Raw genomic sequence first — 13,048 nt, forward strand, 5'->3', positions numbered from 1 at the left:
ACAGCCCCCAATTTGCCAAAACCGCCCCCACTACGCAACGGCAAAAAATCGCTATTTTTTTAGTGTTTCAATGTGCTTGAGCGTGATCCAGAGTGATCGAATTGAGGTTAGTGGGGTGATTGTGGACCAGGATCAGCGCGGTCGCGGAAAGCTCGAGCGCGCGCTTGACGATTTCGCGCGGGTAGACCGGCGTGTGATCGACGGTGCCAACCTGCTGCACCTCGTCGGCGATCAGCTGATTGCGCTTGTCGAGGAACAGGATGCGAAATTGCTCCTTGTCCGCGAACGCCATCGTGGCGCGGCAATAGTCCAGCACCGCGGACCATGAGGACAGCACGGCCCGGCGTTTCACCTCGCCGCGGGCGAGGCGGTTCGCTGCCGCCTGCACGATCTTGAATTCGGTGATGGCGGCGTCGCCCAGCCCGCGCACCTCGGCGAGCCGGTTGCGGGGCGCGGCGATGACCTCCGCGAACGAGCCGAATTTTTCGACCAGAGCCTTGGCGAGCGGTTTCACGTCGCGCCGCGGCAAGGCGCGGAACAGCAGCAGCTCGAGTAATTCGTAGTCGCTGACCGCCTCGCTGCCGGCGTCGCGGAAGCGCGACCGCAGCCGCTCGCGATGGCCGTAGTAATGCGGCGCTTCGGCAAGCTCGCCGGCCTTCAGGCCGTCCTTGCTGCGCTTCCCGTTGTTGTTCTTCAGGCCGCTGTTGAGTGACCGTGGCATCGCGCCTGCCTTATCCTGCAGTGTTCGGCTTTGCGGCAGGATGGGGCCAATCTTCGCGACCCGGCCACACTCCCGTCAACTGCGATAGGGGGGCTTGTCGAGCTTGCCTGGCGACAATGTGAAGATCTCGACGCCGGTATCAGTGACGCCGACCGAGTGTTCGAACTGGGCCGACAGCGAACGGTCGCGCGTTACCGCGGTCCAGCCGTCGGACAGCACTTTGACGTGCGGGCGGCCGAGATTGATCATCGGCTCGACGGTAAACAGCATGCCGGGCCGAAGGATGACGCCTTCGCCGGGGCGGCCGACATGGACGATGTTCGGCTCGTCGTGGAACAGCCGGCCGAGGCCGTGGCCGCAGAAGTCGCGCACCACGCTCATGTGCTGGGCTTCGACGAAGGTCTGAATGGCATGGCCGATGTCGCCCGTGGTTGCGCCGGGGCGGATCACCGCGATCCCGCGCATCATGGCGTCGTAGGTGACCTCGATCAGACGCTCGGCGCGGCGCGGAATATCCCCGACCGCATACATCCGGCTGGAGTCACCGTGCCAGCCGTCGAGGATCAGCGTCACGTCGATATTGACGATGTCGCCGTCCTTCAGCGGCTTCGCATTGGGGATGCCGTGGCAGACCACATGGTTGATCGAGGTGCAGGTCGACTTGCGGTAGCCGCGATACATCAGCGTCGCCGGCAGGGCGCCGTGGTCACGGCCGAATTCGTAGACGATTCTGTCGATGGCGTCGGTGGTGACGCCCGGCTTGACCGCGTCGACCAGCACATCGAGGCAGCGCGCAGCCAGCTGTCCCGCCTTGCGCATGCCTTCGAAGGCCGACGGGCCATAGAGCTTGATTTGACCGGTTTTACGCAGCGGCGCGGCTGCGGCATCGACATAATTCATGATGAAGCCAATGTAGGAGGCTTCGGGAGGCCAAGGCAAGCCGCCGTTTCAGGCCGGGATTTTGCCGCCTAATTCATCGTCGATATGCGCGCGGATGATCTCGTCGAAACCGGTCTCCGCGACGAAGCCGAGTTCCCGGGCGCGGCGGGCGTCGAACCGGTGCGGCCAGCCTGACACGATGCGCGTCACCAGTTCGTCCGGCTGCCGGCGGATGCGGGCCGCGACCTTGGGACCAGCAATGCGGGTCAGCGCCTCGATCTGCTCGGCGATCGTGCAGCACACGCCCGGCATGGCGAGGCCGATGCGCGGGCCGATCTGCTCTCGCGTGAGGCTTGCGGCGTGAACGAGGAAGCCGACCGCCGCGCGCGGGCTCGCATGGGTATGCAGCACGGTGTCGGACACCGGCAGCACTGCTTCCTGCCCTGCGAGCGGCTCGCGGATAATGCCGGAGAAAAAGCCAGATGCGGCGAGGTTCGGCTTGCCGGGCCGGATGCAGATCGAGGGCAGGCGGATGCCGACGCCCTCAAGGAAACCGCGGCGGGTATAGTCGGCCAGCAGCAACTCGCCGATGGCTTTTTGCGTTCCGTAGGACGTGAGCGGCGTCAGGTTGAATTCGTCGGGAATGGCATGTGGGAACGGCGCGCCGTAAACCGCAATCGACGATGTAAAGATCACTTTCGGCCGGTAACCGTCACCGACGACGCGGATCGCCTCGATCAGGTTGCGGATGCCGTCGAGATTGACGTGATAGCCCTTTTCGAAATTGGTCTCCGCTTCGCCGGAGACGACGCCGGCAAGATGGAAAACCACTTCGGGCCGCGGCGCGATCAGCTTGTCTGCGACGCTCGGCGCCGCAAGATCGGCGGCGACCGCCGTCACCTTGTCCTTGAAGCCGGCCGGGGCCTCCGGCGTCATCACATCGATCAGAGTCAGATGTTCGATCGGCTGGCCGTTCAGTCCGCCGTCGCTCGCGAGGCGCGCCAGCAGCTTTCGGCCGATCATGCCGGCCGCGCCGGTCACCAGGACATGCATTCTCTACCTCTTCGCTTGATCCGGCGGCAGTTCGTAGCGGTCGATCCGCCGCAGCGACGGGAACAGCATCATCCAGATTCCGGCGACGAGCAACGACCCGACGCCGCCGATCAGGACCGAGGCCACGGCGCCGAACCAGGAGGCGAGCAGGCCGGACTCGAATTCGCCGAGCGTGTTCGACGTGCCGACGAACATGTAGTTGATGGCGCTGACGCGGCCGCGCATGGCGTCCGGTGTCTCGATCTGCACCAGCGAGAACCGGATGACGACGCTGATCGCGTCGCTTGCGCCGAGGATGGCGAGCGCGAACACCGACAGGGGCAGCCACGTCGAAACGGCAAAGACGACGGTGGACAGGCCGAACATTGCGACGGCGCCGAACATCGCGAGGCCGACATGCCGTTCGATCGGAGTATGCGAGAGGATGGTCACCACCGTCAGTGCGCCGATCGCGGGGGCCGAGCGCAGAATGCCGAGTCCGAGCGGGCCGGCGTGCAGGATGTCGCTGGCATAGATCGGCAGCAGGGCGGTTGCGCCGCCCAGCAGGATCACGAACAGGTCGAGCGAGATGACGCCCAGGAGCCGCTCGCGCTTGCGGATGTAGTCGAAGCCGGCGAGCACGGAGGCGAGGGTCGCAGGCTCGCGCTTCGGCGCGCTGCGCTCCATCCGCATCAGGCTGACGAGGACGATGGCGGCGGCAAAGGACACGACGCAGAGCGCCGCCACCAGTGTCGGGCTGAACGCATAGATCAGGCCGCCAAGCGCGGGACCGCTGATGACGGCCGCCTGGTTGGCGGAGGCCCAGCCGGCGGTGGCGCGCGGGATCAGCGCCGCCGGCACCGTCGCGGGCACCAGGGCGCTCGTGGTCGGCAGCTCGAAGGCGCGGGCACAACCGATGACGAATACGACGGCAAACAGGATGTCGCGCGTGACCGCCCCGCTCCAGAAGCTCCAGAACAGCGCGAGCGAGGCGAGCGCATAGGCGGCTTGCGAGAGGCGGATGATGAGCCGCCGGTCGTAGCGGTCGGCGACATGGCCGATCAGCAGCGTCAGCGCCACCGCCGGCACGAACTGAATGAGGCCGATCAGGCCGAGGTCGAGCGCGCTGCCGGTGATTTCATAGACCTTCCAGCCGATCGCCACCGCGGCCATGTGATAGCCGATGGTCGAGGCGAGCCGCACGAACCAGAACAGCACGAAGGGCTGGTGATCGCGCAGGCGCGCGCTTTCGGCACTTGCGGTCATGAACGGGCGGCGTTGTTCAGGGCGCCGAGGCTGAGCTTCTGCCGGCCGCCGGCGTCGAAATTGTCCGGCGACAGCCAGCGTTCGAAGTTCGCCTTCCGCTGCGGCCACTCGCCGTCGAGGATGGAAAACCAGGCGGTGTCGCGGTTGCGCCCCTTCACGATGACGTGCTGGCGAAACAGGCCCTCGAAGGTGAAGCCATAACGCTGCGCCGCGCGGCGCGACGGTGCATTCAACGCGTCGCATTTCCATTCATAGCGGCGGTAGCGCAGCGTTTCGAAAGCGTAGCGCGCCAGCAGGAACTGCGCCTCGGTGGCAAGCGGCGTGCGTTGCAGCGCCGGCATATAAAGAATGTGGCCGACCTCGATCACGCGCGTCTGTGGCCGGATTTCCATCAACGTGGCGATGCCGACCGCGCGTCCGGCGGGATCGAGGATCGCATAGGAGTAGGGGTCGTCCAGCGCGATGCGGCCTTCGATCCAGCGCGCGAATTCGTTCGCATCGGCGATCGGACCATAGGCCATGTAGGTCCAGATCGCGTCATGGCCCTTGGCGTTGGCCCAGAGCGATTCCGCGTGCTGCGGCGCAAGTCGCGTCACGCGGCCGTAGCGGCCTTCGAGCGTCTCCGGGCCGGGGCGCAGCGCCGGTGTCGCGTCGACCTTGAGGCCGACCGGCTGTCCCGTGACGGGCTGGGGTTCGGATTGCGTCACGACAGATTGCGTTTCTTCGCATCCTCGCGGAACAGCTTGTTGAGCTCCGCATTGGTCATGGTGCCGTCGAAGCAGGTGAAGGTGCCAGGATCGAGCATCTCCTTCGCCGCGCGAGCAACGGCAGTCCATGCGACCCGCGCCAGCGAGCCGCCGACGCTGATGCGCCGCGCGCCCATCTGTTCGAGGTCGCGCACCGAGAAGCCGAGATTGGCCGGCATCAGGATATTCACCGGCTTCGGCGCGACGCATTTGATCACCGCCTCGATATGCTCGCGGCTGCGCACGCCCGGCGCGTAGAGACAGTCGGCGCCAGCGTCGGCGAAGGCTTTCAGCCGCCGCACCGTTTCGTCGATATCCGGTCGGTTGCGGATGAAGCCTTCGGTGCGCGCCGTGAACAGCACGCCGCTGTTGGTTTTGTCGATCGCCGCGCGGGCAGCGCGCACGCGCGCCAAGGCAAGGTCGAAATCGTAGAGCGGGATCGAGTCGTCCATCGTTGCGTCTTCGATGGAGAGGCCGGCGACGCCGGTGTCGATGCAAAGCTTGACGTTCGCCGCGACCTCGCCGGGATCGTCGGCATAGCCGCCTTCGTAGTCGGCATTGATTGGCACGTCGGTTTCCGCGGCGAGGTCGCGCAGATGCGCCAGCATCATGTCGCGGTCGACGGCGGCGTCCGGCAACCCTTGCGCGAAGGCGTAGCCGGCGCTGGTCGAGGCCAGCGCCTTGAAGCCGGCATGCTGGAGATAGCGCGCGCTGCCGATGTCCCACGGATTGGGCAAGACGAAGCAGCCGGTCTCGTGCAGCGCGCGATAGGTCTTGCGCTTGTCGGCGGTGGAAGGGCGGGGGCTGGCCATGACGATCCGTATGTTCGGTTGGCGCCGCAAGCGACGCGCGGCTGAAAGTGGCATGGCCGGGAAGTCTCCGCCAATGCATTTCCGCGATTGTCGTATGACCGGCGCTGATGGCGCGCACTCCCGCTCGCCGCCGCGACGGGTTTGATTTCATTGCGGAAATACGCTCAAACTAGCGCCGCGAAACGACCCGCGCCACAGCGGGCGCACCGGGGAAGCTCAAGGACGTCTCATGCTGAAAACCATCGCGGCCTTTGACCGGATCGGTGAGGAAAACGCCTTTGCGGTGCTGGCTCGCGCCAACGCGCTCGCCGCGCAGGGCCGCGACATCATCAGCCTCGGCATCGGGCAACCCGATTTCAGGACGCCGGACTTCATCGTCGAGGCTGCAGTCAAGGCGCTGCGTGACGGCCATCACGGTTACACCGCTGCGAACGGCATCCCGGCGTTGCGCGAGGCGGTCGCCGCCGACCTGCACAAGCGTTACGCGGTCGAGGTCAACCCGGACAGCGTGATGATCATGCCCGGCGGCAAGCCGACCATGTTCATGTCGATCCTGATGTTCGGCGAGCCGGGCGTCGAGATCATGTATCCGGATCCCGGCTTTCCGATCTACCGCTCGATGATCGAGTTCACCGGCGCGACGCCGGTGCCGGTGCCGATCCGCGAGGAGAACGGCTTTGCCTTCTCGGCGGAGGAAACGCTCGGCCTCATTACGAAGAAGACGCGGCTCATCATCGTCAACTCGCCGGCCAACCCGACCGGCGGCGTCACGCCGAAACCGGAAGTCGACAAGTTCGTCGCAGGGCTCGACAAGTGGCCGGACGTCGCGGTGATGTCGGACGAGATTTACGACCACATGGTCTATGACGGGCTGCAGCACGTTTGCCTGCTGTCATATCCTTCGATCCGCGACCGGCTGATCCTGCTCAACGGCTGGTCGAAGACCTATGCGATGACCGGCTGGCGGCTCGGCTACGCTGTGTTTCCCGGCAAACTTTTCGACTACGCGCGCAAGCTCGCGGTCAATCTGCATTCCTGCGTCAACGCCTCGGCGCAATATGCCGGGCTTGCCGCGCTCACCGGCCCGCAGGACGAGGTGACGAAGATGATCGCGGAGTTCGACCGGCGGCGGAAGGTCGTGGTCGAAGGCCTGAACAAGCTGCCGGGCGTGTCCTGCATCACACCGAAGGGCGCGTTCTATGCGTTCCCGAACGTCAAGAAGACCGGCTGGAAAGCCAAGGAGCTTGCCACCGCGCTCCTGAACGACACCGGCGTGGTGACGATCGGCGGCCCGGATTTCGGCATTCTCGGCGAGGGCTATCTGCGGCTGTCCTACGCCAACTCGACCGAGAACATCCTCAAGGCGCTCGAGCGCATGGGAACGTTCCTAGCCGACCGGAAGGCGGCCTAGCTCTCAAGTCCCGCCCGGCGCGCGGCGCCACGCGCGATTGCCGCCCAATCCTTTTTGCCGTCGCCGTTCGCGATGGAGTCGAGGAAGGCATCGCGCAGCACGCTGGCGAACGGCAGCGGCACATTCGCCTTCTCGCCGGCGGCGAGCGCGAGCCGCACGTCCTTGAGGCCGAGCACTAGATCGAATCCCGGCGGCTCGTAAGCCCCGGTCGCGATCAGGTTGCCGTAGCCGCGATAGACCGGAACGTCGAACAGCGCCGTGTTGACGGTATTGAGAAAGTCGCCGGAGGACAGGCCGTAGCCGCGTACCAGCGCGGCGGCTTCACCCATCGCCTCGATCGCGGCCGCGACCATCAGGTTTCCGGCGATCTTGGCGACATTGGCGTTGCTCGGCTTGTCGCCGAGCCGGGTGGTGCGCTGGCCGAGCACGTCGAACAGCGGTTGTGCCTTGTCGATCGCCGCCGCATCGCCGGCGGTGACGATGCTCAGTTTCGCCGCCGCCGCGGCGTCGGGTCTGCCCCACACCGTTGCGGCGATATAGGGCACGCCGCGTTGCTTGTGCAGCGCGGTCAACTCATCCGCGCAGGCGACCGAGGCGGTCGCCATGTTGACGTGAATGGTTTTGGCGCCGCTGGCGGGCAGCGTGTCACCGGTCACGAATACCGCGCGCATCGCTTCGTCATTCGGCAGCATCGAAATGGTGACGTCGCCACCGAAGGCATCCTTGGTGCTGGCAGCGATCTCGGCGCCGTCTTTCTCAAGCTCGCGCAGGTTGTCTTTCGCGATATCGAAAATGCGCAGCTTGTGTCCGGCTTTGATGAGATTTCGAGCCATCGCTGTGCCCATCCGACCGGCGCCGATCATCCCGACCTGCATGGCAGTTCCTCCATGGAATTATTTTCGGAAGCGGATCATGATCGCCGCGATTGCACAACAGGGAGTTTCGCTGATGAGCGACCGGGGCCTTACCGAAGACCAGCGGCTGATGCGGCAGTCCTGCCGCGAATTCGTCGACGACGTCATCATTCCGTTCATGCGGGCGAACTGGCAGCGCGAATGGAGCATGACGCCGGACGACCGTCTGCCGAAGGAGATTCTTCAGGGCGCCGAGAATGTCGGTATTCGCGCGCTCGGCGTTCCCGAGGAGTTCGGCGGCATCGAACTCGACAAGGCGAGCGAGGTGCAGACCTTCGCGATCATTTCGCAGGAGATCGCGCGCGGCGACTCGGGGCTGGCCGACAAGCTGGTGCAGAACTGGAAGGTCTCGGTGCTGCTGCGCCAGTTCGCGCCGAAGCATCTGCAGGAGAAATGGTTCAAGCGGTTGATGGAAGACCCGCAGTTCCTGCTGGCGCATTGCCTGACCGAGCCGCGCGGCGCGTCCGATCGCTGGCTGCCTTACAACGTGCCGGAAGCGGCGATGCAGACCAAGGCGGTAAAGAAGGGCGACAAGTGGATCATCAACGGCCGCAAGCAGTTCATCTCGAACGGCTACGACGCCGGACTCTATGTCGTCTACGCTAACACCAATCCGAAAGTCGGCATGCTGCAGGGAACGTCGTCGTTCCTGGTGCCGCGCAACACGCCCGGCCTCACCGTCGCACGCTGCAACGAGACGCTCGGCTGCCGCTTCATGAACAACGGCGAGCTGGTGTTCGAGGACATGGAGGTCCCCGAGGATCATCTGATGGTCGAGAACGAGGCGCTCGCCACCGCCGGCATCTATTTCCGTCCCGGCAAGATCATCCAGGCGGCGAAGAACCTCGGCGTCGGCATCCGCGCCTTCGAGGTCACGTCCGACTATGTGCAGAACTACGTGCAGGGCGGCCGCATCCTGATCAAGCATCAGGCGGTGGCGCTGCGGCTCGCCGACATGGCGACGCGCATCGAGGCGGTGCGGGCGCTGGTCGCGCGCGCGGCGCAGGCGGTCGACGAGAAGGCCGCTGATGCCGACACGCTTTGCAACATGGCGAAGGTCTATGCGTCCGAAGAGATCATGAAGGTCGCGCAGCATTGCGTCGAACTGCACGGCGGCAACGGCATGATGCTCGACTTCGGCGTCGAGAAGCTGTTCCGCGATGCCGCGATCTTCCTGCACATGGATGCGACGGTCGACATCTCGAAGATGAAGATCGTCAAGTCGATGTTCCCGGAGACCGCCGGCAAGTATGCCGGGCCGGAAGCTTGATTATTGTAGCGCGAAACGGAAGCCAATGATGACGAGGGCGGTGCCGGCCATTTGCGGCCAGGTCGGCACCACGCCGAGCGCAGCGAAGCCGATCAGCAGGCCGAACACCGGCACCAGTGCGGGAAAGGTTGCCGCGCGGCCGGCGCCGAGCAGAGCGACCGAACGGGCGAACAGATAAATCGGCAGCACGCCGGCGAGCACGCCCTGCACGGCGATCTGGATGAAGTTTTCCCAGAGCCCCAGCCGCATGATGTTGCCGGTGCCGATCAACGCAAAATAGAGCGGCGCCAGTAACAGAACGGACAGCGCCGCGACGCTCGCCACCGCCCGCATGCCGTCCATGCGCCATTGCCGCAGCAGCGTGCCGAACACCGCCCAGAAAATTCCCGCGGTGACGAACAGCAGGTCGCCGCCGACGCCATGCGCGCCGATGCTGGTGACCGACTCGCCCCCGAATACCAGCAGGCCGACGATGATCGCCGCGCCGCCGAGAATGCGCCGCGGCAGCATCGGCTCTCGCAACATGAGCGTTGCGAGGATCAGGCCGAACAGCGCGGCGCAGGCCGGCTGGATCGTGGTGCCATGGCCGAGCGGCACCAGCGTGAAGCCGGTATAGGCCAGCAGTGATTGCGGCGGTCCGGCGAGCAGCAGGACGATCAATCCGCGGCCCCAGCCGACGCCGCCGAGGTCGCCGATGCCCTGCCGCAGCACCGGGACGATCAGGAACAGTCCGGTCCACAGAAAGCGGTGCATGGCGAGATCGGCAGGCGTGAAGCCGACGGTCACCCCGTGTTTGGCGGCGACGAAGCCGGCCGCCCACCCGAATGCGGCGACGATGCCGCAGAGGACGCCGGTCATGACCGTCGAGATTTTCACGCTGTTCAAGGAGCGGTCCTTAACTCGGCCGGACACGGTGGCCCGCGTCCGGCTGATACTCTAAAGCGCGATGACATGGAATAGAATCGCCATCGCGCTTTAGGTTATTGTCTGAGCATGATCTTTTCCGAAAACCGCTTCGCACTTTTCGGGATCATGCTCTAGGATCGGCCGCAGGTCCAATCGGGCTCGATCCACTCATCCTGCTAGATCAGTATTCGTGACAGGGAAACGAAACGCCATGGCGAAGTCGCGCAAAGTCATCATTACCTGTGCCGTAACCGGCGCAATTCATACGCCGTCGATGTCGCCTCATCTGCCGATCACCCCGCAGCAGATCGCGGACGCCGCGCTCGGCGCGGCGGAGGCCGGCGCCGCCGTGGTTCACCTGCATGCGCGCAATCCGAAGGACGGTCGCCCGGACCAGAGCCCGGCCGCGTTCGAGCCGTTTCTGAAGGTCATCAAGCAATCGTCGAATGTCGTCATCAACCTCACCACCGGCGGCTCGCCGACCATGCTGGTCGAGGAGCGCGTGCAGCCGGCCGCGACCTTCAAGCCGGAGGTCGCGTCCCTCAACATGGGAACGATGAACTTCGGTCTTTATCCGATGATCCCGCGCTTCAAGGGCAAGTTCAAATACGACTGGGAGGAGCCGTATCTGGAGAACTCCGCCAAGGGCATGTTCAAGAACACCTTCGCGGACATCGAATACATCCTGAAGACCTGTGCCGACAACGGCACCCGCTTTGAGATCGAATGCTACGACATTGGCCATCTCTACACGTTGCGGCACTTCCTCGACCGTGGCCTCGTCAAGCCGCCGCTGTTCATCCAGTCGGTGTTCGGCATTCTCGGCGGCATCGGCCCGCATCCGGAAGACGTCATGCAGATGAAGCGCACGGCCGACCGGTTGTTCGGCGACCAGTATCACTGGTCGGTGCTGGGCGCGGGCCAGAGCCAGATGCGTATCGCCGCGATGGCAGCCTCGATGGGCGGCAACGTCCGCGTCGGCCTCGAGGATTCGCTCTGGATCGGACCCGGCAAGCTGGCCGAGAGCAACGCGCAGCAGGTCAAGATGGCCCGCCAGATTCTCGAGGGTCTCGGCCTCGAGGTTGCGACGCCGGACGAGGCGCGCGAGATCCTGTCGCTCAAGGGCGGCGACAAGGTCGCGTTCTGATTCCCTGATTCCGGCGCGCCGCTGTCGCGGCGCGCCGTCGCTTGACAGCGGTTCGGGCGTTCCGTTTCGTGGCGTAAAGTGCCGCGCAGGAGGTTCCTCGAATGCCGCATTCCACGCCGCTGATCTCCACCATCGTGGCGGGTCTGGTGCTGGCGTTCCTGCTCGCCGCCGTTGCGCAGCGCCTGCGGCTGTCGCCGCTGGTAGGCTATCTCGTCGCCGGCGTGCTGCTCGGTCCGGGTGTTCCCGGCTTCTTCACCGCCGATCAGGCGATCGCCAACGAACTCGCGGAAATCGGCGTCATCCTGCTGATGTTCGGCGTCGGGCTGCATTTCTCGCTGAAGGACCTGCTCGCGGTGCGCGCCATCGCGCTGCCGGGCGCGGTGGTGCAGATCGCGGTGGCGACCCTGCTTGGCATGGGCCTTGCGGCATGGCTCGGCTGGTCGATCGGCGGCGGGCTGGTGTTCGGCCTCGCTTTGTCCGTCGCCAGCACCGTGGTGCTGTTGCGCGCGATGCAGCAGCGCCGTCTGGTCGAAACCGAACGCGGCCGCATCGCGGTCGGCTGGCTGATCGTCGAAGACCTCGCAATGGTGCTGACGCTGGTGCTGTTGCCGGCGGTCGCACCGATCCTCAAAGATGGCGGCGCGGGTGGAACCGACATCGTTTCGCTGCTGACACCGCTCGCCATCACGCTCGGCAAGGTCGTCGCATTCGTCGCGGTCATGCTGATCGTCGGCCGCCGGATCATTCCGTGGATGCTTCACGCCGTCGCGCATACCGGGTCGCGCGAACTGTTCCGCCTGTCGGTGCTTGCGATTGCGCTCGGCGTCGCCTTCGCGGCGGCGTCGCTGTTCGGCGTGTCCTTCGCGCTGGGCGCGTTCTTCGCCGGAATGGTGATGAGCGAATCCGAACTGAGTCAGCGCGCCGCCAACGAGACGCTGCCGCTGCGCGATGCGTTCTCGGTGCTGTTCTTCGTGTCGGTCGGCATGCTGTTCGATCCGGCCATCGTTGTGCGCGATTTCTGGCCCGTGCTCGTCACAGTTCTGATCATCGTGTTCGGCAAGTCGGTCGCTGCCTTCGCCATCGTGCGGCTGTTCGGCTATCCGACGCCGACGGCCCTGATGATCTCGGTGAGCCTCGCCCAGATCGGCGAGTTCTCCTTTATCCTTGCGGGGCTCGGCGTTGCGCTCGGTCTGATGCCCGAGCGCGGGCGCGACCTGGTTCTCGCCGGCGCCATCCTGTCGATCATGCTCAATCCGCTGCTGTTCGCATTGCTCGACCGCTGGGCGGCCGCCGACGCGGCCAAGCAGGCCGCCAAGGAAGCCGCCAAGGAGGCCGCGCACGCACCCGCCGGTGCTGCGCCGGAGCCGCAGGCAGCGCCCGCGGAAGTCGAGACGCCGGCCGCCACCGCGGCGCACGAGCCGGTGCCGATGACCGCGCTCACGGACCATATCGTGCTGATCGGCCATGGCCGGGTCGGCAGCTTCATCACTGCGACGGCCCCGGTGGGCGGACCGCCGTTTCTGATCGTCGAGGACGAGCCGCAGAAGGCGGCGGCGCTGCGGGCGGAAGGCCGCGATGTGATCACCGGCAATGCCGCCGATCCCGCGGTGCTGGCGGCGACCAATATCACCGCTGCGCGTTGCGTGCTGGTCGCCATTCCCGACGCCTTCGAAGGCGGGCAGGTCGTCCAGCAGGCGCGCGCTCTCAGTCCGGCATTGCGCATCGTCGCGCGGGCGCATTCCGAAGCCGAGATCGAACATCTGATGAAGCACGGCGCGACCGCTGTGGTGATGGGCGAGCACGAGATCGCCAAGGCGATGCTGGCGCACATTCCCGGACCCGCCGGTCAATCGCCGGCGGACACCCCCAGCGCGGCATGACGCCGCGACCCGCTCGGAATCGCGGCAACGGCGCGTCGCACGCAATTTTTCATTGCTCTGGCAG

The 13,048-nt window shown here is 65.5% G+C and carries 12 protein-coding genes; 4 read left to right on the plus strand and 8 right to left on the minus strand.

From position 1 onward, the window contains the following. Positions 1-67: 67 nt before the first annotated feature. The 6 genes from AB7F10_RS16655 to AB7F10_RS16680 all read right to left on the minus strand — a co-directional run bounded on the left by AB7F10_RS16655 (position 68) and on the right by AB7F10_RS16680 (position 5,456). On the minus strand, positions 68-721 hold the full coding sequence (locus tag AB7F10_RS16655) for a JAB domain-containing protein (RefSeq protein ID WP_428563443.1): 654 nt from the start codon (positions 719-721) through the stop codon (positions 68-70). A 75-nt stretch (positions 722-796) separates the two neighbouring features. Beyond that, positions 797-1,621, minus strand: coding sequence for a type I methionyl aminopeptidase (map, locus tag AB7F10_RS16660; protein ID WP_428563459.1), 825 nt, complete (start codon positions 1,619-1,621; stop codon positions 797-799). A 48-nt stretch (positions 1,622-1,669) separates the two neighbouring features. Further along, positions 1,670-2,653 (minus strand): D-erythronate dehydrogenase, encoded by a 984-nt coding sequence (gene denD, locus AB7F10_RS16665; protein ID WP_428563441.1) that lies wholly within the window; start codon positions 2,651-2,653, stop codon positions 1,670-1,672. A 3-nt stretch (positions 2,654-2,656) separates the two neighbouring features. Then, a complete protein-coding gene (locus tag AB7F10_RS16670) occupies positions 2,657-3,898 on the minus strand; it encodes an MFS transporter (protein ID WP_428563439.1) in 1,242 nt (413 codons plus the stop codon). After that, a complete protein-coding gene (locus AB7F10_RS16675) occupies positions 3,895-4,605 on the minus strand; it encodes a GNAT family N-acetyltransferase (RefSeq protein ID WP_428563437.1) in 711 nt (236 codons plus the stop codon). Before AB7F10_RS16675 ends, AB7F10_RS16670 begins: the two co-directional genes overlap by 4 nt. Beyond that, complete coding sequence (locus AB7F10_RS16680) at positions 4,602-5,456, minus strand: isocitrate lyase/PEP mutase family protein (RefSeq protein WP_428563435.1); 855 nt, start codon at positions 5,454-5,456, stop codon at positions 4,602-4,604. Before AB7F10_RS16680 ends, AB7F10_RS16675 begins: the two co-directional genes overlap by 4 nt. 229 nt (positions 5,457-5,685) lie before the next feature. Between AB7F10_RS16680 and AB7F10_RS16685 the strand changes: the two genes are divergently transcribed. After that, on the plus strand, positions 5,686-6,867 hold the full coding sequence (locus tag AB7F10_RS16685) for a pyridoxal phosphate-dependent aminotransferase (RefSeq protein WP_428563433.1): 1,182 nt from the start codon (positions 5,686-5,688) through the stop codon (positions 6,865-6,867). On the opposite strand, the gene AB7F10_RS16690 is transcribed toward AB7F10_RS16685, so the two are convergent. Then, a complete protein-coding gene (locus tag AB7F10_RS16690; protein WP_428563431.1) occupies positions 6,864-7,742 on the minus strand; it encodes an NAD(P)-dependent oxidoreductase in 879 nt (292 codons plus the stop codon). The genes AB7F10_RS16685 and AB7F10_RS16690 overlap by 4 nt on opposite strands. 73 nt (positions 7,743-7,815) lie before the next feature. Between AB7F10_RS16690 and AB7F10_RS16695 the strand changes: the two genes are divergently transcribed. Continuing rightward, complete coding sequence (locus AB7F10_RS16695; RefSeq protein WP_428563429.1) at positions 7,816-9,051, plus strand: acyl-CoA dehydrogenase family protein; 1,236 nt, start codon at positions 7,816-7,818, stop codon at positions 9,049-9,051. Here the strand turns inward: AB7F10_RS16695 and AB7F10_RS16700 are convergent, their stop codons facing one another. Next, positions 9,052-9,927, minus strand: a complete 876-nt coding sequence (locus AB7F10_RS16700; protein WP_428563457.1) for a DMT family transporter — start codon at positions 9,925-9,927, stop codon at positions 9,052-9,054. It lies immediately after the preceding gene. A 241-nt stretch (positions 9,928-10,168) separates the two neighbouring features. On the opposite strand from AB7F10_RS16700, the gene AB7F10_RS16705 reads away from it, so the two are divergent. After that, positions 10,169-11,104: a 3-keto-5-aminohexanoate cleavage protein gene (locus AB7F10_RS16705; protein ID WP_428563427.1), complete on the plus strand. Its 936-nt coding sequence runs from the start codon at positions 10,169-10,171 to the stop codon at positions 11,102-11,104. A gap of 101 nt (positions 11,105-11,205) precedes the next feature. Continuing rightward, positions 11,206-12,984, plus strand: a complete 1,779-nt coding sequence (gene ybaL, locus AB7F10_RS16710) for a YbaL family putative K(+) efflux transporter (RefSeq protein ID WP_428563425.1) — start codon at positions 11,206-11,208, stop codon at positions 12,982-12,984. Positions 12,985-13,048: the final 64 nt, after the last annotated feature.

The organism is Pseudolabrys sp., from assembly GCF_050250095.1.
GTDB lineage: Bacteria > Pseudomonadota > Alphaproteobacteria > Rhizobiales > Xanthobacteraceae > Pseudolabrys.